The organism is Mycolicibacterium canariasense (genome assembly GCF_002101555.1).
In the GTDB taxonomy this organism is placed as follows: domain Bacteria; phylum Actinomycetota; class Actinomycetes; order Mycobacteriales; family Mycobacteriaceae; genus Mycobacterium; species Mycobacterium canariasense.
Window position 1 is genome coordinate 190,400 of record NZ_LQOL01000052.1, and the last position, 21,858, is coordinate 212,257.

Sequence of the window (21,858 nt, forward strand, 5' to 3'; positions counted from 1 at the left end):
ATGATGTCGAAGAGTCTGGTCATATGTTGTGACGGAACGTGGAACACGCCCGATCAGAAGAGTCCGACCAACGTCACCAAAATCGCGCTCGCCCTAGCCGATGCGGACGCGGACGGCCGAGAGCAGCGGGTGTTCTATCACCGCGGAGTCGGTTCCAGCCCGCGGGAACGCTTGCGCGGCGGCGCTTTCGGCTACGGCTTGTCGCGAAATGTCCGCGACACCTATCGCTTCCTGGTGCAGAACTACGAGCCGGGAGACCGGCTCTACTTCTTCGGATTCAGCCGCGGAGCGTTCACCGCTCGCAGCGCAGCGGGTTTCGTCCGTAACTGCGGTATCTTGCGTCGTCAGGAAGAAGGGCGTGTCGATGAGGCCTACCGGCTCTATCGCGACCGCAACAAGGACCCCCGCAGCCTCTCGGCGACGATCTTCCGACGGTCCTACTCCTACGAGCCGCGCATCCACTTCATCGGCGTGTGGGACACGGTGGGCGCGTTGGGCGTTCCCGTCGACGGCCTCCATGTGGTCAGCTGGCTGAATCGACGTTGGCAGTTTCACGACACGGACCTGAGCACCACCGTCGATGCCGCGTTTCACGCCCTCTCCATCGACGAACAGCGCGGCCCGTTCCGGCCTGCGCTGTGGACGCAACAGGACCCGGCTCCCGAAGAGCAAGTCGTCGAGCAGGTCTGGTTCAGCGGCGTGCACTGTGACGTCGGAGGGGGTAGCGCTGGACACGAACTCAGCGACATCCCGTTGTTGTGGATGGCGAGGCGGGCCCGGGAACGCGGGCTGCGGTTCAGCGACGACGCGTTCACCACGTGTACGGGCGCGGACCCGGTAACCGCTGAGGAAGCCGGCCGTGCGCAGACATGCGTGTCCCCCGACCCCGGCGCCGCCTTCGAGGATTCACGAAAAGGCCTCTACCGGTGGATCGCACCATTTCACCGGAGACTCGGCGAGGCCACCCGCGGGCACGAATCAGTGGCCACCAGCGCGGTGTTCAGACACCGCCACGCGGCGGGCTATGCGCCGCAGGGCCTTGTCGACTACCTCCGGCGCACCGATCACCGCGAGACCGAGGTCCAGGGTGTGCCGGTGACCAGGTTGGACGATATCCGGGTCTGAGCGGGCCGCTAGCTAGCGCTCGTCGAGCGCCCGGATCAGCCTCTTGCTGGCGATCAGCCGGAACGACGCGTCGAGGAGTTCGCGCACCTCGCCCCAGTCCACCGTGCTCACGGTCAGGTCCAATCCGAGCCAGCCGAACGGCCCCATGTAGGCCGGGAAGAAGAAGCGGCGGTCCTGTTCCAACGCCCGGCGATCGGACTCGTCGACCTTGACCAGCAGCGACGACGGGTACGCCGTCATCCCGCTGGCACCTTTAACGTTGCCGCCGAACATCGCGAACATCTTCGGCGCGCAGAACACCGGCCGGCCCCAGGACACCTTCTCGAACGCCTCGGGGAAGTCCAGCGCGATGGCGCGAACCTCGGCCAGCCCGAAATCGTCGTCGCTGAACATCACGGGATGCGGCACGGCAAGCAGTCTACGTTCGCCGGCGATGCCGACCCGCAAATCGTGTCAGCGGCCTCGACTAGCCTCACACAGGTGAGCTCATCGGACTCTGAGGTGCGTGGACGCTGGCAGGAACTCGCCGAGGAAGTGCGCGGGCACCAGTTCCGCTACTACGTCAAGGACGCACCCGTCATCTCCGATGCCGAGTTCGACGCGATGCTGCGCGAACTGCAGGCGCTGGAGGAGGCGCACCCGGAGCTGCGCACCCCGGACTCGCCCACACAGCTGGTCGGCGGCGCGGGCTTCGCCACCGACTTCGCCTCGGCCGACCATCTGGAGCGGATGTTGTCCCTGGACAACGTCTTCGACAGTGACGAGCTGTCGGCCTGGGCCGCCAGGATCAGCGCCGAAACCGGTGAGAACACCGAGTATCTGTGCGAACTGAAGATCGACGGTGTCGCGCTGGCCTTGGTCTACCGGGACGGCAGGCTGGTCCGCGCGGCCACCCGCGGCGACGGACGCACCGGTGAGGACGTCACCCTCAATGCCCGCACCATCGAGGACATCCCCGAGCGGCTCACCGCCTCCGACGAATTCCCGCTGCCGGCGGTCCTCGAGGTGCGCGGTGAGGTGTTCTTCCGGGTCGCGGACTTCGAGGATCTCAACGCCGGCCTGGTGGCCGAGGGCAAGGCGCCGTTCGCCAACCCGCGCAACAGCGCCGCGGGGTCGCTGCGGCAGAAGAACCCGGCCGTCACCGCGCGGCGCCGGCTGCGGATGATCTGTCACGGCCTGGGCCGTGTCGACGGTGCGACGTTCGCGTCGCTGCACGACGCCTACCGCGCGCTGGGAGCCTGGGGCCTGCCGGTGTCCACGCACACCACCCGGGTGCAGGGCATCGCCGCGGTGGCCGAACGGATCGCCTACTGGGGTGAGCACCGCCACGATGTCGAACACGAAATCGACGGTCTGGTGGTCAAAGTCGACGACGTGGCGCTGCAACGCCGGCTCGGTTCCACTTCCCGTGCGCCGCGTTGGGCGGTGGCCTACAAGTACCCGCCCGAGGAGGTCACCACCAAGCTGCTCGACATCCGGGTCAATGTCGGCCGCACCGGCCGGGTCACCCCGTTCGCCTACATGGAGCCGGTCAAGGTGGCCGGGTCGACGGTGGGGCTGGCCACCCTGCACAACGCCGCCGAGGTGAAGCGCAAGGGCGTGCTGATCGGCGACACCGTGGTGCTGCGCAAGGCCGGTGACGTGATCCCCGAGGTGCTGGCACCGGTGGTCGACCTGCGCGACGGCACCGAACGCGAATTCGTCATGCCCACAACATGTCCCGAATGCGGCACCCCGCTGGCGCCGGCCAAGGAGGGTGACGCCGACATCCGCTGCCCGAACACCCGCAGCTGCCCGGCGCAGCTGCGGGAGCGGGTGTTCCACGTCGCCGGCCGGGGCGCCTTCGACATCGAGGGCCTGGGCTACGAGGCGGCGATCGCGCTGCTGCAGGCCGGGGTGATCGCCGACGAGGGCGACCTGTTCACCCTGACCGCCGAAGATCTGTTGCGCACCGACCTTTTCACCACCAAGGCCGGTGAACTGTCCGCCAACGGTAAGCGGTTGCTGGCCAACCTGGGCAAGGCGAAATCCCAACCGCTGTGGCGGGTGCTGGTCGCGCTGTCCATCCGCCACGTCGGGCCGACGGCCGCGCGGGCCCTCGCCGGTGAGTTCGGTGATCTCGACACCATCGTGGCGGCCTCTGAGGAGCGGCTGGCCGCCGTCGAAGGCGTCGGCCCGACCATCGCCGCCGCGGTCAAGGAGTGGTTCACCGTCGACTGGCACCGGGCCATCGTGGAGAAGTGGCGTGCCGCGGGCGTGCGGATGGCCGACGAACGCGATGCCGGCGTCGAGCGGACGCTGGAGGGCCTGTCGATCGTGGTGACCGGATCGTTGACCGGTTTCTCGCGCGACGAAGCCAAGGAGGCGATCCTGGTGCGCGGCGGCAAGGCCGCCGGCTCGGTGTCCAAGAAGACCGCCTACGTGGTGGCCGGTGACGCCCCGGGTTCCAAGTACGACAAGGCCGTCGAACTCGGGGTGCCGATCCTCGACGAGGACGGCTTCCGCGCGCTGCTGGAGAACGGCCCCGACGGCGTCTAGTTTGCCGCCGCCGCGCACCGGTTACCCCTCGACAACGACGAGAGGGGACCGAATATGGCGATCTGCGATACCTGTGGCAACGACTACGACAAGGCCTTCACGGTCAGCTGGGGTGAGGGCAACAGCGCGACCTTCGACAGCATCGAATGCGCGGCGGCCAAGGTGGCGCCCGAGTGCGCGCACTGCGGCTGCCGCATCCTGGGCCACGGCATCGAGACGCCCGAGGCCATCTTCTGTTGCGCCCACTGCGCCCGCAAGGACAGCAACGCCGACGTCAACGACCGCTATCCGGTGCCGGCCGGAGCCTGAGCCTCAGCGCAGGATGGTGGCCACGATCCCGGCCAGGTAGCCCAGCCGGGCCACCTCCGACGGCCGGAAGGCCGGCCCGCCCGGGCGGCCGAGCAACACCGCGGTGTGATGGTCGCCCAGCGGCGCCGCCGCCAGCGTGGTGTCGATGTCACGCCACACCTGCGGCACCCAGGCGGCGGTGCCGTCCAGCACCGCGGCGTGCTCGATCGGCAACCATGGCGCGGTGTCGGCCAGTGTCTCGGGTGCGCTGGGGCTGCCGACGACGGTCTGCAACCCGGCCTCCGTGTGGCGCAGCACCGAACACCAGCCCACCCGAAGCACTTTCGGCGCCTCGTCGGCCAGCACGCGCAGCTTGTCGGCGCGCTCGCCGGCGGCCGCGATGTGGTCGATCAACTCGAGTTCGCGGTGCGCCTCCAGCAACCCCGTGTGCGGTCGGATGCTGTCGACGTACACGCCCTGGATGTGTTCGGCGGCGGTGATCAGCGCGTCGGGCATCGCGCCGACGGGCAGGTCGACCACCAGGTCGTCGATCGCATAGCCCGCGCCGCGCTCGACGACGTCGAGGGACAGGATGTCGGCGCCCACCGAGCCGAGGGCGACGGCCAGCGAGCCGAGGCTGCCCGGTCGGTCCTCCAGCTGGACCCGCAGCAGATATGACGGCACGGCCAACACCTTGTCACAGCCGTCGGGGAGCGGCGAATCTGGAGCGCAGCCCCAGCGACTAGGCTGCTTTGTCGTGTCACAGATCTCCCGGGACGAGGTAGCCCACCTGGCGCGGCTGGCCCGTCTAGCCCTGACCGACGGCGAGCTGGACAGCTTCGCCGGCCAGCTCGACGCCATCCTGGCGCATGTCGGCCGGATCCAGTCCGTCGACGTCACCGGCGTCGAAGCCACCGACAACCCGCTCAAGAGCGTCAACGTCACCCGCCCCGACGAGGTGGTGCCGAGCTTGGCGCAGGACCAGGCCCTGGCCGCCGCGCCGCGCGCCGAGGACGGCCGCTTCGCAGTGCCCCGCATCCTGGGAGAGCCCGAATGACCACCGAACTCATCAGGCAGGACGCCGCCACCCTCGGCGCCCGCATCGCCGCCAAAGAGGTGTCCTCGACCGAGGTGACCCAGGCGCATCTGGACCAGATCGCCGCCACTGACGAGCGCTATCACGCGTTCCTGCACGTCGGCGCCGAACAGGCGCTGGCCGCGGCGGCCGAGGTCGACCGCCGGGTGGCCGCGGGTGAGACGCTGCCCTCGCCACTGGCCGGGGTGCCGCTGGCCCTCAAGGACGTCTTCACCACCACCGACGCGCCGACCACTGCCGGGTCCAAGATCCTGGAAGGCTGGCGTTCGCCCTACGACGCGACGGTCACCGCGAAGCTGCGGGCCGCCGGCATCCCGATCCTGGGCAAGACCAACATGGACGAGTTCGCGATGGGGTCGTCCACCGAGAACTCGGCGTACGGGCCCACCCGCAACCCGTGGGACACCGACCGGGTGCCGGGCGGCTCCGGGGGCGGCAGCGCCGCGGCGCTCGCCGCATTCCAGGCCCCGCTGGCGATCGGCACCGACACCGGCGGGTCCATCCGTCAGCCGGCGGCGCTGACCGCCACGGTGGGCGTCAAACCCACCTACGGCACCGTCAGCCGCTACGGCCTGATCGCCTGCGCGTCGTCGCTGGACCAGGGTGGGCCCTGCGCGCGCACCGTGCTGGACACCGCACTGCTGCACCAGGTGATCGCCGGGCACGACCCGTGCGACTCGACCTCGCTGGATGCCCCGGTGCCCGATGTGGTGGCCGCGGCCAAGGCCGGTGCGGCGGGCGACCTCACGGGCGTGCGGGTCGGCGTCGTCAAACAACTGCGCGGTGAGGGCTACCAGCCCGGTGTGCTTGCCTCGTTCAACGCCGCGGTCGAACAGCTGACCGCGCTGGGCGCCGAGGTCGTCGAGGTGGACTGCCCGAACTTCGACCACGCGCTGGCGGCCTACTACCTGATCCTGCCCTCGGAGGTGTCGAGCAACCTGGCCCGCTTCGACGCCATGCGGTACGGGCTGCGGGTGGGCGATGACGGCACGCGCAGCGCCGAAGAGGTGATGGCGCTGACCCGGGCCGCCGGATTCGGGCCGGAAGTCAAGCGCCGCATCATGATCGGCACCTACGCACTGTCGGCGGGCTATTACGACGCCTATTACAACCAGGCGCAGAAGGTGCGCACGCTGATCGCGCGGGACCTGGACCGGGCGTACCAGAGCGTCGACGTGCTGGCCACTCCGGCGACGCCGTCGACAGCGTTCCGGCTGGGGGAGAAGGTCGACGATCCGCTGGCCATGTACCTGTTCGATCTGTGCACCCTGCCGCTGAACCTGGCCGGGCACTGCGGCATGTCGGTGCCGTCGGGACTCTCGGCCGACGACGGTCTGCCGGTCGGCCTGCAGATCATGGCCCCGGCGCTGGCCGACGACCGGCTGTACCGGGTGGGCGCGGCGTACGAGGCGGCCCGCGGCGCGCTGCCGACGGCCCTGTAACCGGCTGGCGGCGGCCCGCGCCGGTGCGCCCCGCCGGGACGGAACTGGCAGGATCTACACCATGCGTATTGGCGTGCTGACTGGTGGTGGTGACTGTCCGGGGCTGAATGCGGTGATCAGGGCGGTGGTGCGGACCTGCGACCAGCGCTACGGGTCCTCGGTGGTCGGCTTCCTCGACGGATGGCGCGGCCTGCTGGAGGACCGCCGCGTGCAACTGGCCAACGACGATCGCAACGACCGGCTGTTGGCCAAGGGCGGCACCATGCTGGGCACCGCCCGGGTCAACCCCGACACGCTGCGGGCCGGCCTGGACCAGATCAAGCAGACGTTGGAGGACAACGGGATCGACGTGCTCATCCCGATCGGCGGTGAGGGCACGCTGACCGCGGCGCACTGGCTGTCCGAGGAGAACGTCCCGGTGGTCGGGGTGCCCAAGACCATCGACAACGACATCGACTGCACCGACGCGACCTTCGGGCACGACACCGCGCTGCAGGTCGCCACCGAGGCCATCGACCGGCTGCACAGCACCGCCGAATCGCATCAGCGCGTCATGCTGGTCGAGGTGATGGGCCGGCACGCCGGCTGGATCGCGCTGAACGCCGGCATCGCCAGCGGCGCGCACATGACGTTGATCCCCGAGCAGCCGTTCGACGTCGAGGAGGTGTGCCGCCTGGTCAAGAAGCGTTTCCAGCACGGCTCTTCGCATTTCATCTGCGTCGTCGCCGAGGGCGCCAAGCCGGCGGAGGGCACCATGTCGCTGCGCCAGGGCGGCCTCGACGAGTTCGGCCACGAGAAGTTCACCGGCGTGGCCCAGCAGCTGGCCCTCGAGGTGGAGAAGCGCATCAAGAAGGACGTGCGGGTGACGGTCCTCGGCCATGTGCAGCGCGGCGGCACCCCGACCGCCTACGACCGGGTGCTGGCCACCCGCTTCGGGGTGAACGCCGCCGACGCCGCGCACGCCGGCGAGTTCGGCATGATGGTGTCGTTGCGCGGTCAGGACATCGGCAGGGTGCCGTTGGCCGACGCGGTGCGCCAGCTCAAACTGGTGCCGCAGTCCCGCTACGACGACGCCGCCGAATTCTTCGGCTGACGGGGCGTTTTTCGGCCGGCAGGCCTCCCACTAGGATCGACGCCATGTCTGTCGATACCGCCGAGCTCCTGGACTACGACGAGGTCATCGCCGCCTTCGACCCCGTCATGGGCATGGAGGTGCACGTCGAGCTGTCGACCGCCACCAAGATGTTCTGCGGCTGCGCCAACGAGTTCGGCGCCGAGCCCAACACTCAGGTGTGCCCGGTCTGCCTGGGGCTGCCCGGCTCCCTGCCGGTGCTCAACGAGGCCGCCGTCGAATCGGCGATCCGGATCGGGCTGGCGCTCAACTGCTCCATCGCCCCGTGGGGGCGGTTCGCCAGGAAGAACTACTTCTACCCGGACCAGCCGAAGAACTATCAGATCAGCCAGTACGACGAGCCCATCGCGGTCAACGGCTACCTCGACGTCCCGCTGGACGACGGCACCACCTTCCGTGTGGAGATCGAGCGCGCCCACATGGAAGAGGACACCGGCAAGCTGACCCACCTGGGCAGCGACACCGGCCGCATCGCCGGGGCGACCACCTCACTGGCCGACTTCAACCGGGCCGGGGTGCCGCTGGTCGAGATCGTCACCAAGCCCATCGACGGCACCGGTGAGCGGGCGCCGGAGATTGCGCGCGCCTACGTCACCGCGCTGCGCGATCTGCTGCGCGCCCTGGGTGTGTCCGATGTCCGGATGGATCAGGGGTCGATGCGCTGCGACTCGAACGTCTCGCTGAAACCCAAGGGCGCCAACGAGTTCGGCACCCGCACCGAGACCAAGAACGTCAACTCGCTCAAGAGTGTCGAGGTGGCCGTGCGCTACGAGATGCGCAGGCAGGCAGCGGTACTGACCTCGGGCGGCACCGTCACCCAGGAGACCCGGCACTTCCACGAGACCGGCTACACCACGGCCGGGCGCAGCAAGGAGACCGCGCAGGATTACCGGTACTTCCCGGAGCCGGATCTGGAGCCGGTGGCGCCCAGTGCCGAGCTGGTGCAGCGCCTGCGCACCACCATCCCCGAACTACCGTGGCTGGCGCGCAAGCGGATTCAGCAAGAGTGGGGCATCTCCGACGAGGTGATGCGCGACCTGGTGAACAACGGTGCCATCGATCTGGTGGCCGCGACGGTGGCCCAGGGCGCCTCCAGCGAGGCGGCCCGCGCGTGGTGGGGCAACTTCCTGGTGCAGAAGGCCAACGAGAGCGGCGTGGAACTGGACGCGTTGCCCATCACCCCCCAACAGGTGGCCGCGGTGGTCAAACTGGTGGACGACGGGAAGCTGTCGAACAAGCTGGCCCGCCAGGTGGTCGAGGGGGTGCTGGCCGGCGAGGGCGAGCCGGAGCAGGTGATGAACGATCGCGGACTGGTCGTGGTGCGCGACGATTCACTGATCCAGGCCGCCATCGACGAAGCTCTCGCGGCTCAACCCGATATCGCCGAGAAGATCCGCGGCGGCAAGGTCCAGGCCGCCGGCGCGATCGTCGGCGCGGTGATGAAGGCCACCAAGGGCCAGGCCGATGCCGCGCGGGTGCGCGAACTGGTGATCAGCGCTTGTAGCTAGTTCCGCCTGCGGTTACGTCTTGTCGGCGTTGCTGCGCGGGAAGCCGCCACCGGACGGGAACAGCGGGAACACCACGTCGTCCAGCTTTTCGGCGTCACCGGAAGTCTTGTTGATGGTGCCGCCCCAGACGTTGCCGTCCGGGGACACCGCCAGCGCCCAGGCATGACCGTGCTGGTCCTGGCGCACCACTTCGGGTTCGCCGGTCACCGCGCCGGTGTCCGGGGCCATCCGCACCGCGACCGTCTGCTTGGTGTTCACCAGGTTGACCAGCACGGCGCCGTCGAGCGCGGCGCAGCCGGCCACCCCGGGCTTGTCCGGCCAGGTCCACACCGTGGACACCTTGGAGTCCTTGCTGATCTTCTGCAGCCGGTCGGCCGTCGGGGTCCGGTCGGTGATGTAGAGCGAGCCGTCGGCCGGATCGGTGCACATCGAGCCCGCCGCACCCAGCCCGGACAGCGCGGTGGTCGGCGGGGCCTGGTCGATGGTCGTCGGCTGCTCGATGCGTAGCACCTTGCCCGCCAGCGAGGCCGGGTCATTGGCCAGGGCCGGGTTGCCCGCATCCCCGGTCTGCACCACCAGTGTGGTCGGGCTGGTGAAGATCAGCGACCCGGCATTACCGGTGGCGCCCTTCGGGATGCCGGTCAGCAGCGGCTTGGGCACGTCGTCGTCGGCGATCCGGATCACGCGGTTGTCGGTCGGGGTGCTGATGTAGGCGTACATCAGCCGGTCCTGCGAGTAGGTGGGGGACAGCACGATGTCCAGCAGGCCGCCGTCACCGGACGGGTCGACCGGGATGACCACCTTCACCGTCGGCTCGGCCTTGGTCGAGACGTTCTTCACCGCGCCCGTGGTGCGTTCGGCGACCAGCGCGGACTGGCTGTCCGGGAGCATGATCAAGCCGCTGGTGCTCTCCAGGCAGCCCTGCATGACGCCGGGAGCCGGGCATGCCTTGGGGAACGGGGTGCCGGGCAGCGGCGGGGGTGGCGGCGGTGACGACGAGGGCGGCGCCTCCATCTGTGGTTCGGTGGTGAACGGCTGCGACTGGGCGTCGTCGAACCGGGCGCAACCGGCGCCCGCCACCATCACCGCGCACAGCACCGCGGCGCTGCGAAGCGCCGTCAGCGTCGGCCCGCCCTCTCTCATGCAGGCCAGACTACGGATGGTTTCGTCGGGCGCGCCATGAAGGTGCCCACCCGCGGCCCGTCGCGGCGCCGTGTCACGAGACTGCATCGGTGTGGATACGTGCGCATTTGTGCCGCGCCAATCCCGAGTCTCGGCGTGTCTTGCACTTACCCTGGCAATCGTGACCGCTGAACCTCATGACGTGACCGATTGGCAACGGCCGGCGTCGGCGCGGCTGGTCGACCCAGAAGACGACCTGCCCTCGTCGACATACGGGGGCGATTTCGAGACGACGGCGATCCCGCGGTACGACACCACCGGGACCGCCAAACCCGACCAGCCGAGCTATCCGCTGCTCGGCGAGCCGGAACCGCTGCCCTATGCGGCACCGAATCCCTATGCGGCGGCGCCGGTTGCGCCGGCGGTTCCCACCGAGATCGAACCGCTCGACGCCGACCAGCGCGTCCGCGCGGCGGGCCGGCGCGGGACCGCCGACCTGGGCCTGTTCCTGCTGCGCGCCGGACTCGGTGCGCTGCTGGTGGTACACGGCCTGCAGAAGGCTTTCGGCTGGTGGGGCGGCACGGGCCTGGGTGGATTCCAGGGGTCACTGACCGAGCTGGGCTACCAGCACGCCGGTCTGATCACCTATGTCGCGGCCGGTGCGCAGATCGGCGCTGGCGTGCTGCTGGTGCTCGGGTTGTTCACCCCGCTGGCCGCCGCCGCCGCGCTCGCCTACCTGATCAACGCCCTGCTGGCATCGGTGGCCGCGAGTCCCGACCACAGTTTCGTCAGCTTCGTGGTGCCGTCCGGGCACGAGCATCAGGTGACCCTGGTGCTGGTGGCCGCGGCGCTGATCCTGACCGGCCCGGGACGTTACGGCCTGGACGCCGGCCGGGGCTGGGCCCGTCGCCCGTTCGTCGGATCGTTCCTGGCGCTGCTGCTGGGCGTCGGAGTCGGCGTCGGTTTCTGGGTGCTGCTCAACGGCGCCAATCCGATCGGATAGTCACTCGTACGGGTTGGGCACCCGGCCGCCGCTGGCGGCGGTCAGCAACGGCAGCGTGGAGAAGGTGACCGCGGGCAGCACCATGTCGCTGCCGTCGGTGAGCCGGGCCCGGGCCCAGGAACTCTTGGTGAAGCGCAGCCCGTCGATCTGAGACCAGTCCACCGTGCGGCTGTGCAGCAGCGTGCGGGCGGTGACGTGGTCGCGGTCGGCCACCGTGCGGTACCGAATGATGGCTGCCGACAACAGGATCGGTATGACGAGCAGCACGGCGGCATAACTGGGCCAGGCGAAGATCAGGGCGAGCAGACCCAGGGTGAAAAAGCCCACCCCGAAATGGGCCATCGGGGAGATGCGGATGACGACATCGGTCTGCGCACGAGCGGAACTCACGCCCACCATCTTCGCACCGCGTCGTCGGGCCACCACCGCGCATGGGTGCTCGGCCGGGGCAATTTGACCTTTGACCAGTACGCGGGCTACGGTCGGTTGTTATGCAGACCCCCGAGATTCTCGTAGTACTTGGTTGGCGCGTTGATGCCGCGCTGGCCCTCACTCGGGCATAGCACACAGCATCGACGCGCCAACCCTCGTACAGCGGCTTCCGCTGACGGGGGTTTTTTCTTGCCCAAGTACCAAACAGTCATGAATCCCAACCCCGAGACGAAGAGGACACCGTGAGCGCTCCCACCACGCGGCCCCCCGAATCCGCCCCGCGCGCGAACGCACATGTGGCGCCGGCCAAGACGGCGCCGCAGACCAAACATGTTGCGCCCATTGAACTTACTGGCGCTCAGTCGGTTGTTCGCTCCCTGGAGGAGATCGGCGTCGAGGTGATCTTCGGGATCCCCGGCGGGGCGGTGCTGCCGGTGTACGACCCGCTCTACGACTCGCAGAAGCTGCGCCACGTGCTGGTCCGGCACGAGCAGGGCGCCGGGCACGCCGCCAGTGGGTACGCCCACGCCACCGGGAAGGTCGGTGTGATGATGGCCACCTCGGGGCCGGGTGCCACCAACCTGGTCACCCCGCTGGCCGACGCCCAGATGGACTCCATCCCGGTTGTCGCGATCACCGGGCAGGTCGGGCGCGGCCTGATCGGCACCGACGCCTTCCAGGAAGCCGATATCACCGGCATGACCATGCCGATCACCAAGCACAACTTCCTGGTGCGCGACGGCGACGACATCCCGCGGGTGATCGCCGAGGCGTTCCACATCGCCCAGTCCGGCCGCCCCGGCGCGGTGCTCGTCGACATCCCCAAGGACATCCTGCAGGGCCAGTGCACCTTCTCCTGGCCGCCGGTGATGGACCTGCCCGGCTACAAGCCGAACACCAAGCCGCACAGCCGGCAGGTCCGTGAGGCCGCCAAGCTGATCGCCGAGGCCCGTAAGCCGGTGCTCTATGTCGGCGGCGGCGTGATCCGCGGCGAGGCCACCGCCGAGCTGATGGACCTGGCCGAGTTGACCGGCATCCCGGTGGTCACCACCCTGATGGCGCGCGGCGCGTTCCCGGACAGCCACCCGCAGCACATGGGCATGCCCGGTATGCACGGCACCGTCTCGGCGGTCGCCGCGCTGCAGAAGAGCGATCTGCTGATCGCGCTGGGCACCCGCTTCGACGACCGCGTCACCGGCAAGCTGGAATCCTTCGCTCCCGACGCCTTGGTCATCCACGCCGATATCGACCCGGCCGAGATCGGCAAGAACCGGCACGCCGACGTGCCGATCGTCGGCGATGTCCGCAACGTCATCACCGATCTGCTCGCGGTGCTGCGCCGCGACGGCGTCAACGCGGCGTCGCTGAAGCTGGACAACTGGTGGGAGTACCTGTCCAGCATCAAGGCGACCTACCCGCTGAGCTACGGCCCGCAGAGCGACGGCAGCCTGAGCCCCGAGTTCGTCATCGAGAAGCTGGGCCAGATCGCCGGTCCCGAGGCGCTCTACGTCGCGGGCGTCGGCCAGCACCAGATGTGGGCCGCCCAGTTCGTCAAATACGAGAACCCCAAGACGTGGCTGAACTCCGGCGGGCTGGGCACCATGGGCTTCGCCATCCCGGCGGCCATGGGCGCCAAGTTCGCCCGGCCCGAGGCCGAGGTGTGGGCGATCGACGGTGACGGCTGCTTCCAGATGACCAATCAGGAGTTGGCCACCTGTGCCATCGAGGGCGCGCCGATCAAGGTGGCGCTGATCAACAACGGCAACCTCGGCATGGTGCGGCAGTGGCAGACGCTGTTCTACGAGGAGCGTTACAGCCAGACCAACCTGTCGACGCACAGCCACCGGATCCCGGATTTCGTGAAGCTGGCCGAGGCGCTGGGCTGTGTCGGATTGCGGTGTGAGCGCGCCGAAGACGTCGAGGACGTGATCAACCAGGCGCGCGCCATCAACGACCGCCCGGTGGTCATCGACTTCATCGTCGGCGCCGACGCCCAGGTGTGGCCGATGGTCGCCGCCGGCACCAGCAACGACGAGATCCAGGCCGCCCGCGGCATCCGGCCGCTGTTCGACGACGAAGGAAACGAGGGACACGCGTGAGCGCAACGACCCACACCCTGAGCGTCCTCGTCGAGGACAAACCCGGCGTCCTGGCCCGGGTCGCCTCGCTGTTCTCGCGGCGCGGGTTCAACATCCAGAGCCTCGCCGTCGGCGCCACCGAGCAGAAGCACCTGTCCCGGATGACCATCGTCGTCGAGGTCGAGGACTTCCCGCTGGAGCAGGTCACCAAGCAGCTCAACAAGCTGATCAACGTCATCAAGATCGTCGAGCAGGACGAGGAACAGTCGGTCTCGCGCGAGCTGGCGCTGATCAAGGTGCGCACCGATCCGGCCACCCGCAGCCAGGTGATCGAGGCGGTCAATCTGTTCCGCGCCAAGGTCGTGGACGTGTCCACCGAGTCCCTGACGATCGAGGCCACCGGCACCCCTGCCAAACTGGAGGCGTTTTTGCGGGTGCTGGAACCGTACGGGATCCGTGAGATCGTGCAGTCCGGCATCGTGTCGCTTGCGCGCGGTCCGCGCGCCATCGGCACCGCCAAATAGCTTCAGCGAACGACACAAGAGACAAAGAGAAGGAAAAGTCAGTGGCAATCGAACTGTTCTACGACGACGACGCGGATCTGTCGATCATCCAGGGCCGCAAGGTCGCGGTGATCGGCTACGGCAGCCAGGGCCATGCCCATTCGCTGTCACTGCGTGACTCGGGCGTGCAGGTCAAGGTGGGCCTGAAGGAGGGCTCGAAGTCCCGCGTCAAGGTCGAGGAGCAGGGCCTGGAGGTCGACACCCCGGCCGAGGTGGCCAAGTGGGCCGACGTGATCATGCTGCTGGCGCCCGACACCGCGCAGGCCGAGATCTTCCGCAACGACATCGAGCCCAACCTGCAGGACGGCAACGCGCTGTTCTTCGGGCATGGCCTGAACATCCACTTCGGCCTGATCAAGCCGCCGGCCAATGTCACCGTCGGCATGGTCGCCCCGAAGGGCCCCGGCCACCTGGTGCGCCGCCAGTTCGTCGACGGCAAGGGTGTGCCGTGCCTGATCGCGATCGACCAGGACCCCAAGGGCGAGGGCCAGGCGCTGGCGCTGTCCTACGCGTCGGCCATCGGCGGCGGTCGCGCCGGTGTCATCAAGACCACCTTCAAGGAAGAGACCGAGACCGACCTGTTCGGTGAGCAGGCCGTGCTGTGCGGTGGCACCGAGGAGCTCATCAAGACCGGGTTCGAGGTCATGGTCGAGGCGGGCTATGCCCCCGAGATGGCCTACTTCGAGGTGCTGCACGAGCTCAAGCTGATCGTCGACCTGATCTACGAGGGCGGCATCGCCCGGATGAACTACTCGGTGTCCGACACCGCCGAGTTCGGTGGCTACATCTCCGGCCCGCGCGTCATCGACGCCGACACCAAGGAGCGGATGCGCGGCATCCTCAAGGACATCCAGGACGGCACCTTCGTCAAGCGCCTGGTCGCCAACGTCGAGGGCGGCAACAAGGAACTCGAGGGTCTGCGCAAGGCCAACGCCGAGCACCCGATCGAGGTCACCGGCAAGAAGCTGCGCGACCTGATGAGCTGGGTCGACCGGCCGATCACCGAAACCGCCTAGTTTTTCCCGCGATTTGTGCACGTTCCGTAACGCCAGGCGGTACGGAACGTGCACAAATCGCTACGGGGTGGCCTCGTGCCCGTCGCGGCCCTTGGTGCGGCGCTCCTCTTTCATCTCGGCCTCGAACACGTGGCGCCGACCGCCCATGAGCTCGTCGCGGACCCGCTTCTCGTGCTCGCGGAACCGCTGCCAGTAGTCGTCGTCGAACTCCTCGACCACCTGGAAGGTCCAGCGGCCGCGGATGACGTTGCGCCCGACCATGTCCTGGCTCAGCCGGTCGGCCACCTCGGGGTGCCCGGCGGTGCGCAGGGCATCGGCGGCCTCTCCGAGCAACAGGTCGGCGTGGCCCATCAACTGGTGGAACGAATACAGGTGCCCCCGCGCCCGCTCGACGTATTCCAGCGCCTCGGACACCTTGCCCACGGCCTCGACGGTCTCGTCGCTGACGCCGGCCGGGCGGGCGTGCGCGTCGTCCAGCGCGCTCGGTTCATCAACCACGGCCGGGATATACCCGTTATGGTCCCGGTTCTCACGGTGCCAGCGAGGGCAGTTTCCGGATCCCGAATTCCTTTCTGAGCACGGTGCGGGCGGCGTAGTACCCGGCCATCCCGTGCACGCCACCGCCGGGCGGGGTGGCCGACGAACACAGATACGCCTGCGGGACCGGGGTGCTCCACGGATCCAGCCGAGGCGTGGGACCGGCCAGTGCGCTGACCATGTTGTTGCCGCCCACCCCGATATCGCCGCCGACCAGATTGGCGTTGTGGTCGGCCAACCGTGACGCCGGCACACTGCGCACCGCGACGACGACATCGCGGAAGCCGGGGGCGAACCGTTCGAAGATCTCGGTCACCGTCGCGGCCATGTCCCGTGAAGAGCCATGCGGCACATGGGCATACGTCCACAGCGGGCGTCGGCCGCCGCTGTCCACCCGGTCCGGGTCGGCCAGGTGCGGTAGCGCGGCCAGCACCATCGGCCATTCGGCGTGCCGGCCGGCGGCGATCTCCGCCTCGGCCAGCGCCATCCGTTCCCGGCCTCCGCCCAGGTGCAACGTCGGCGCGTGCGCCAAACGCGGATCGCTCCAGGGGATCTCACCGGACAGCACGAAATCGACCTTGGCCACCCCCGGGCCGTAGCGGTAACGGTGCAGGGCACGGGCGTACCCCGGCGGCAACGCGTCGCCATAGACGGACAGCAGGGCGGTGGGCGCGGTGTCGTAGAGCACCACCCCGCCCGGTGCCGCGGTCACCTCGGTGCCGAGCACCAGTTCGCCGCCGTGGTCGAGCAGGTCGGCCAGCAGCGCGTCGACGACGGCCTGCGACCCGCCGACCGGGATCGGCCAGCCCACCGCGTGCCCGAGGGTGGCCAGCATCAGCCCGGCGCCGCTGGACACCAGCGACGGCATCTGTGAAATGGTGTGCGCCGCAACGCCACTGAACAACGCCCTGGCGTCGTCGCCGCGCAGTGTGCCCCACAGCGGGCTGCCCTGAGCCAGCAGTCGCGGGGCGACTTTCAGCGCGGCCGACACCGGTGGCACCGACCTCTTGTCGCCGAGGATGAGTCGCACCACCGCCTCGGCGTCGTCGACGAGCGGGCCGAGCAGACGCCGCCACGACTCGCCGTCGTCCAGTTCGGCACAGGTGCGGGCGATATCGCGATACCCGATCGCTGCCGGCCGGCCGGGTAGCGGGTTGGCATACGAGATGTCCGGGACGGCCAGCCGCACCCCGCGCGCGGGCAGGTCGTAGTCGGCGAAGAACGGTGATGCCAGCGCCAACGGATGCACGGCCGAGCAGATGTCGTGGCGGATATCGGGGTAGTCGGGGTCGGGCAGGGTGCGTGCACCGCCGCCGGGGGTGGGTTGGGCCTCGATGACCCGGACCGCCAATCCGGCACGGGCCAGGATCACGGCGGCGCTCAGCCCGTTGGGCCCACTTCCGACGACGGTGACATCCATGACCTCATCCTGGGGGAACGCCCGGTGTTTCGTCGAGATTGCCGCCCACTATCCTGGCCGCGTGAGTCTTCCCGTTGTACTGATCGCCGACAAGCTCGCCGAATCGACCGTCGCCGCCCTCGGCGACCAGGTCGAGGTCCGCTGGGTGGACGGTCCGGACCGCCCGAAGCTGCTGGAAGCGGTCGCCGACGCTGACGCGCTGCTGGTCCGTTCGGCCACCACCGTCGACGCCGAGGTGCTGGCCGCGGCGCCCAAGCTCAAGATCGTGGCGCGCGCCGGGGTGGGCCTGGACAACGTCGACGTGGACGCCGCCACCGCTCGCGGTGTGCTCGTCGTCAATGCGCCGACCTCCAACATCCACAGCGCCGCCGAGCATGCGCTGGCGCTGCTGCTCTCGGCCGCGCGGCAGATCCCGGCCGCCGATGCCACGCTGCGCGAGCACACCTGGAAGCGGTCCTCGTTCTCGGGCACCGAGATCTTCGGCAAGACGGTCGGGGTGGTCGGGTTGGGCCGGATCGGCCAGCTGGTCGCGGCGCGGCTGGCCGCATTCGGCGCCCATATCGTCGCCTATGACCCGTACGTCTCCCAGGCCCGCGCCGCTCAGCTCGGCATCGAACTGCTGAGCCTCGACGAGCTGCTGGGCCGCGCCGATTTCATCTCGGTGCACCTGCCCAAGACCAAGGAGACCGCCGGGCTGATCGGCAAGGAGAACCTGGCCAAGACCAAGCCCGGCGTGATCATCGTCAACGCCGCGCGCGGCGGCCTGATCGACGAGCAGGCACTCGCCGACGCGATCACCAGCGGCCACGTGCGGGCCGCCGGTCTGGACGTGTTCGCCACCGAGCCGTGCACCGACAGCCCGCTGTTCGAACTGCCGCAGGTGGTCGTCACCCCGCACCTGGGTGCGTCCACCGCCGAGGCGCAGGACCGCGCGGGCACCGACGTGGCCGCCAGTGTGAAGCTGGCGCTGGCCGGCGAGTTCGTGCCCGACGCCGTCAACGTGGGCGGGGGAGCCGTCGGCGAGGAGGTGGCGCCGTGGCTGGATCTGGTGCGCAAGCTCGGCCTGCTGGTCGGCTCGCTGGCCGACGCCGCGCCGGTGTCGCTGACCGTGCAGGTGCGTGGTGAGCTGGCTGCCGGTGGCACAGAAGATGTTGGCATCCTGAAGCTCTCGGCGCTGCGGGGCCTGTTCTCGGCCGTCGTCGACGAGCAGGTGACATTCGTCAACGCGCCCGCGCTGGCCGCCGACCGCGGTGTCACCGCCGAGATCACCACCGCCAGCGAGAGCCCCAACCACCGCAGTGTGGTCGACGTGCGTGCGGTCTACGCCGACGGCGGATCGCTGAACGTGGCCGGCACGCTGTCCGGACCGAGCCTGGTGCAGAAGATCGTCCAGATCAACGGCCGCAACCTCGATCTGCGCGCCGAGGGCTACAACCTGGTGGTCAACTACAGCGACCAGCCCGGTGCACTCGGCAAGATCGGCACCCTGCTCGGTGGGGCCGACGTGAACATCCTGGCCGCCCAGATGAGCCAGGACGCCAGCGGCGACAGCGCCACCGTCATGCTGCGCCTGGACACCGACGTCCCCGAGACCGTGCGCGCCGCCATCGCCGAGGCGGTCGGCGCCACCACACTGGAAGTGGTTGACCTGTCGTGACTTCCCTGAACAAACTGGCCGTCATCGCCGGCGACGGCATCGGTCCCGAGGTCATCGCCGAGGCACTGCGGGTGCTCGACACCGTGCTGCCCGGCGTCGAACGCACCGAGTACGACCTGGGTGCCCGGCGCTACCACGCCACCGGTGAACTGCTGAACGAGCAGACCATCGAGGAACTGCGCGGCTACGACGCCATCCTGCTCGGCGCCATCGGCGATCCGTCGGTGCCCAGCGGCGTGCTGGAGCGCGGGCTGCTGCTGAAACTGCGCTTCGCCCTTGATCATCACGTCAATCTGCGGCCCGGCCGGCTGTATCCGGGTGTCACCAGCCCGCTGTCGGGGGTGACGGGCATCGACTTCGTCGTCGTGCGCGAAGGCACCGAGGGCCCCTACACCGGTAACGGGGGCGCGCTGCGGGTGGGCACGCCGCACGAGGTGGCCACCGAGGTCAGCGTCAACACCGCGTTCGGTGTGGAGCGGGTGGTGCGGGATGCGTTCGCCCGCGCCCAGTCCCGTCGCAAGCACCTGACGCTGGTGCACAAGACCAACGTGCTGACCTTCGCGGGCAGCCTGTGGTCGCGCATCGTCGCCGAGGTCGGCGCGCAGTACCCCGACGTCGAGGTGGCCTATCAGCACATCGACGCAGCCACCATCCACATGGTCACCGACCCGGGCCGGTTCGACGTCATCGTCACCGACAACCTGTTCGGCGACATCATCACCGACCTGTCGGCAGCGGTATGCGGTGGCATCGGGTTGGCCGCCAGCGGCAACATCGACGCGACGCGGACCAATCCGTCGATGTTCGAGCCGGTGCACGGAAGTGCGCCCGATATCGCCGGGCAGGGGATTGCCGATCCGACCGCCGCGGTGATGAGCGTGGCGCTGCTGCTGGCCCATGTGGGTGAGGACGCGGCGGCGGCGCGGGTGGACAAGGCGGTCGCCGAGCACCTGGCGACCCGTGGCGATGCCACGCTGTCGACCAGTGCGGTCGGCGACCGGATCCTCGCGCTGCTGTAAGCGTCATGGGCGCCGTCGCGACGCTGCGCCGGCAATGCTGGCTGTTCGTCGTCGGGTCGGCCTTTTTCGCGACGGCGACGGTACCGGGATTCTCCGCGCTGGCCGGCTCCGGAGCGGCGAACGCGTTGTGCTTCGTCGGATCCTGGTTCTTCACCACCGCGGCCTGGATGCAGCTGCGCCTGTCCGATGACGGTGTGCCGTGGTGGTCGTCGGCCGTGCAGTTCGTCGGCACCGTGCTGTTCAACGTCAGCACGGGTGCGGCGGTGTGGGCGCACAGCGTGCTCGGGGAGCGGCGCTATGTCTGGGCCCCGGATGCCACCGGATCCACGGCCTTCCTGATCTCGGGGGTGCTAGGCGTCGTGGTGGTCGGGTGGTGGGCACCCAAATCGGTTGACTGGCAGGCCGAATGGATCAACCTGGTGGGCTGCGTCGCGTTCGGGGTGTCGGCGCTGGCCGCGTTCGTCACCAGGGCCGGAGCGACGGTCGACGCTCCGCTGGCCAATCTCGGCACGTTCGTCGGGGCGTTGTGCTTCCTGGTCGCGGCGCTGCTGATCCTGCCGCGCGGGCGGCAGGATCAGCAGCCGGCAGACTAAACCGCGGCGAGCGCGTCGACCGTCGAGAGCGCCTGCGCCACCCCGGAGACGATGGCGGCCAGCCGGATCGCCTCGAAGATCACGGCCCGGTCCACCCCGGCATCGCGCAGCACGGTCTCGTGCGCGGCCAGGCAATGCCCGCAGCCGTTGATCGCCGAGACGGCCAGCGACCACAGCTCGAAATCCTCTTTGGCGACACCGGGATTGGCGATGATGTTCATCCGCAACCCGGCCCGCAGATCATCGTAGCGCCCGTCAAGCTGGCCCTTGGTGCGGTAGAACACGTTGTTCATGCCCATGATCGCCGCGGCGCCCAGCGCCGCGTGGTAGGCCTCCTCGGACAGCACATCGAGCGCGTCCTCGGAGATCTCTCGTAGCAGTCGCTGCGATTTGGTGGCAGCGGCCGTCGCGACGAAGGCCCCCCACAGCTGCTGTTCGGACAGCTCGGTGCTGCGGGCGATGCTGCCGAGGTTGAGTTTGAGATCCTTGGCGTACTCGGGCAGCGCCTCTTTGATGTTGTCGATACTCATGCGCGATCCCGCTCCGCTTCTCGCTCGATACTCATGCGCGATCCCGTTCCGCTTCTCGCTCGATACTCATGCGCGATCAGACCGCCTCGGCCAGCAGCTCGCCGGCGTTGATGGTGGGGTCGCCCTTACGCCAGTTGCAGGCGCACAGCTCATCGGACTGCAGGGCGTCGAGCACCCGCAGGACCTCGTCGACGTTGCGACCGACCGAACCCGCCGTCACGGAGACGAACTGGATCTCGTTGTTGGGGTCGACGATGAAGGTGGCCCGGTCGGCGACGCCCTCGGAGTTCAGTACCCCTGTCGCTGTGGCCAGTTCGCGCTTGAGGTCCGACAGCATGGGGAACGGCAGCTTCTTGAGGTCTTCATGCTGGGCCCGCCACTGGAAGTGCACGAACTCGTTGTCCACCGACACCCCTAGCACCTGGGCGTCCCGATCGGCGAACTCGTCGTTCAGCTTGCCGAAGGCCGCGATCTCGGTGGGGCAGACGAAGGTGAAGTCCTTCGGCCAGAAGAACACGATCCGCCACTTGCCGGCATGGTCGGCGCTGGTGACCTTGGTGAAGTAGTCGTCGGGCTGCTTGGCATCGACCTTGGACAGGTCACCGCCGATGACGGCCGTGAGGTCGTACGCGGGAAACTGGTCACCGATGGTGAGCAACGGCATATCGAACGCCTTTCTAAACTGGAACAATTCCAATGTTTACTGCCTCGATTCTGCGCGTCCGGCGCACACTCGACAACACCTCCGTCCGTGATTGT

Annotated in this window: 22 protein-coding genes; 14 read left to right on the top strand and 8 right to left on the bottom strand. The window is 68.8% G+C overall.

Features of this window, described 5'->3' with window-relative positions; all coding sequences use genetic code 11:
- The first annotated feature begins 3 nt into the window (after positions 1 to 3).
- Positions 4 to 1,125 (top strand): T6SS phospholipase effector Tle1-like catalytic domain-containing protein, encoded by a 1,122-nt coding sequence (locus AWB94_RS16880; protein ID WP_062656598.1) that lies wholly within the window; start codon positions 4 to 6, stop codon positions 1,123 to 1,125.
- Positions 1,126 to 1,137: 12 nt separating this feature from the next.
- Here the strand turns inward: AWB94_RS16880 and AWB94_RS16885 are convergent, their stop codons facing one another.
- A complete protein-coding gene (locus AWB94_RS16885) occupies positions 1,138 to 1,533 on the bottom strand; it encodes an MmcQ/YjbR family DNA-binding protein (protein ID WP_062656313.1) in 396 nt (131 codons plus the stop codon).
- A 72-nt stretch (positions 1,534 to 1,605) separates the two neighbouring features.
- Between AWB94_RS16885 and ligA the strand changes: the two genes are divergently transcribed.
- Positions 1,606 to 3,663, top strand: coding sequence for an NAD-dependent DNA ligase LigA (gene ligA / locus AWB94_RS16890; protein WP_234811762.1), 2,058 nt, complete (start codon positions 1,606 to 1,608; stop codon positions 3,661 to 3,663).
- 54 nt (positions 3,664 to 3,717) lie between these two features.
- The gene (locus AWB94_RS16895; RefSeq protein WP_062656314.1) at positions 3,718 to 3,972 is read left to right on the top strand and encodes a metallothionein; all 255 of its coding nucleotides are present in this window, start codon (positions 3,718 to 3,720) and stop codon (positions 3,970 to 3,972) included.
- A 3-nt stretch (positions 3,973 to 3,975) separates the two neighbouring features.
- On the opposite strand, the gene AWB94_RS16900 is transcribed toward AWB94_RS16895, so the two are convergent.
- Complete coding sequence (locus AWB94_RS16900; protein ID WP_062656600.1) at positions 3,976 to 4,635, bottom strand: ACT domain-containing protein; 660 nt, start codon at positions 4,633 to 4,635, stop codon at positions 3,976 to 3,978.
- Positions 4,636 to 4,708: 73 nt separating this feature from the next.
- Here AWB94_RS16900 and gatC point away from each other — a divergent pair, with 73 nt between their 5' ends.
- From gatC to gatB, 4 genes are all read left to right on the top strand, one after another.
- On the top strand, positions 4,709 to 5,008 hold the full coding sequence (gatC, locus tag AWB94_RS16905) for an Asp-tRNA(Asn)/Glu-tRNA(Gln) amidotransferase subunit GatC (protein ID WP_062656315.1): 300 nt from the start codon (positions 4,709 to 4,711) through the stop codon (positions 5,006 to 5,008).
- On the top strand, positions 5,005 to 6,489 hold the full coding sequence (gatA, locus tag AWB94_RS16910) for an Asp-tRNA(Asn)/Glu-tRNA(Gln) amidotransferase subunit GatA (protein ID WP_062656316.1): 1,485 nt from the start codon (positions 5,005 to 5,007) through the stop codon (positions 6,487 to 6,489). The genes gatC and gatA overlap by 4 nt, the downstream gene beginning before the upstream one ends.
- A gap of 61 nt (positions 6,490 to 6,550) precedes the next feature.
- Complete coding sequence (locus AWB94_RS16915) at positions 6,551 to 7,582, top strand: ATP-dependent 6-phosphofructokinase (RefSeq protein WP_062656317.1); 1,032 nt, start codon at positions 6,551 to 6,553, stop codon at positions 7,580 to 7,582.
- Between the two features lie 44 nt (positions 7,583 to 7,626).
- Positions 7,627 to 9,129 (top strand): Asp-tRNA(Asn)/Glu-tRNA(Gln) amidotransferase subunit GatB, encoded by a 1,503-nt coding sequence (gene gatB, locus AWB94_RS16920; protein ID WP_062656318.1) that lies wholly within the window; start codon positions 7,627 to 7,629, stop codon positions 9,127 to 9,129.
- A 12-nt stretch (positions 9,130 to 9,141) separates the two neighbouring features.
- Here the strand turns inward: gatB and AWB94_RS16925 are convergent, their stop codons facing one another.
- Positions 9,142 to 10,272, bottom strand: coding sequence for a PQQ-dependent sugar dehydrogenase (locus AWB94_RS16925; protein WP_062656319.1), 1,131 nt, complete (start codon positions 10,270 to 10,272; stop codon positions 9,142 to 9,144).
- Positions 10,273 to 10,432: 160 nt separating this feature from the next.
- Between AWB94_RS16925 and AWB94_RS16930 the strand changes: the two genes are divergently transcribed.
- Positions 10,433 to 11,254 (top strand): DoxX family protein, encoded by an 822-nt coding sequence (locus tag AWB94_RS16930; protein ID WP_084395099.1) that lies wholly within the window; start codon positions 10,433 to 10,435, stop codon positions 11,252 to 11,254.
- On the opposite strand, the gene AWB94_RS16935 is transcribed toward AWB94_RS16930, so the two are convergent.
- On the bottom strand, positions 11,255 to 11,653 hold the full coding sequence (locus AWB94_RS16935; protein ID WP_062656320.1) for a PH domain-containing protein: 399 nt from the start codon (positions 11,651 to 11,653) through the stop codon (positions 11,255 to 11,257).
- A gap of 275 nt (positions 11,654 to 11,928) precedes the next feature.
- Between AWB94_RS16935 and AWB94_RS16940 the strand changes: the two genes are divergently transcribed.
- From AWB94_RS16940 to ilvC, 3 genes are read left to right on the top strand one after another with little or no spacing between them, the layout of a single operon-like run.
- Positions 11,929 to 13,785, top strand: a complete 1,857-nt coding sequence (locus AWB94_RS16940) for an acetolactate synthase large subunit (protein WP_062656321.1) — start codon at positions 11,929 to 11,931, stop codon at positions 13,783 to 13,785.
- Positions 13,782 to 14,288 carry an acetolactate synthase small subunit gene (gene ilvN, locus AWB94_RS16945; RefSeq protein ID WP_024450466.1) on the top strand — a complete coding sequence of 169 codons (507 nt, stop codon included), beginning with the start codon at positions 13,782 to 13,784 and terminating at the stop codon, positions 14,286 to 14,288. The genes AWB94_RS16940 and ilvN overlap by 4 nt, the downstream gene beginning before the upstream one ends.
- A 41-nt stretch (positions 14,289 to 14,329) precedes the next feature.
- Entirely contained in the window at positions 14,330 to 15,343 is a 1,014-nt protein-coding gene (gene ilvC, locus AWB94_RS16950) for a ketol-acid reductoisomerase (protein WP_062656322.1), read from the top strand.
- 60 nt (positions 15,344 to 15,403) lie between these two features.
- On the opposite strand, the gene AWB94_RS16955 is transcribed toward ilvC, so the two are convergent.
- The gene (locus AWB94_RS16955; protein ID WP_062656323.1) at positions 15,404 to 15,841 is read right to left on the bottom strand and encodes a hypothetical protein; all 438 of its coding nucleotides are present in this window, start codon (positions 15,839 to 15,841) and stop codon (positions 15,404 to 15,406) included.
- 31 nt (positions 15,842 to 15,872) lie between these two features.
- Positions 15,873 to 17,300, bottom strand: coding sequence for a phytoene desaturase family protein (locus AWB94_RS16960; protein ID WP_062656324.1), 1,428 nt, complete (start codon positions 17,298 to 17,300; stop codon positions 15,873 to 15,875).
- Between the two features lie 61 nt (positions 17,301 to 17,361).
- Here AWB94_RS16960 and serA point away from each other — a divergent pair, with 61 nt between their 5' ends.
- Genes serA through AWB94_RS16975 form a run of 3 tightly spaced genes read left to right on the top strand, consistent with a single transcriptional unit; the run spans position 17,362 to position 20,569 of the window.
- Positions 17,362 to 18,957: a phosphoglycerate dehydrogenase gene (serA, locus tag AWB94_RS16965; RefSeq protein ID WP_062656325.1), complete on the top strand. Its 1,596-nt coding sequence runs from the start codon at positions 17,362 to 17,364 to the stop codon at positions 18,955 to 18,957.
- Positions 18,954 to 19,976, top strand: coding sequence for a 3-isopropylmalate dehydrogenase (locus tag AWB94_RS16970; RefSeq protein ID WP_062656326.1), 1,023 nt, complete (start codon positions 18,954 to 18,956; stop codon positions 19,974 to 19,976). Before serA ends, AWB94_RS16970 begins: the two co-directional genes overlap by 4 nt.
- 5 nt (positions 19,977 to 19,981) lie before the next feature.
- Positions 19,982 to 20,569, top strand: a complete 588-nt coding sequence (locus tag AWB94_RS16975) for a hypothetical protein (RefSeq protein WP_062656327.1) — start codon at positions 19,982 to 19,984, stop codon at positions 20,567 to 20,569.
- On the opposite strand, the gene ahpD is transcribed toward AWB94_RS16975, so the two are convergent.
- The gene (ahpD, locus tag AWB94_RS16980) at positions 20,566 to 21,099 is read right to left on the bottom strand and encodes an alkyl hydroperoxide reductase AhpD (RefSeq protein WP_062656328.1); all 534 of its coding nucleotides are present in this window, start codon (positions 21,097 to 21,099) and stop codon (positions 20,566 to 20,568) included. The genes AWB94_RS16975 and ahpD overlap by 4 nt on opposite strands.
- A 76-nt stretch (positions 21,100 to 21,175) precedes the next feature.
- Positions 21,176 to 21,763, bottom strand: coding sequence for a peroxiredoxin (locus AWB94_RS16985; protein ID WP_062656329.1), 588 nt, complete (start codon positions 21,761 to 21,763; stop codon positions 21,176 to 21,178).
- Between the last annotated feature and the right edge of the window lie 95 nt (positions 21,764 to 21,858).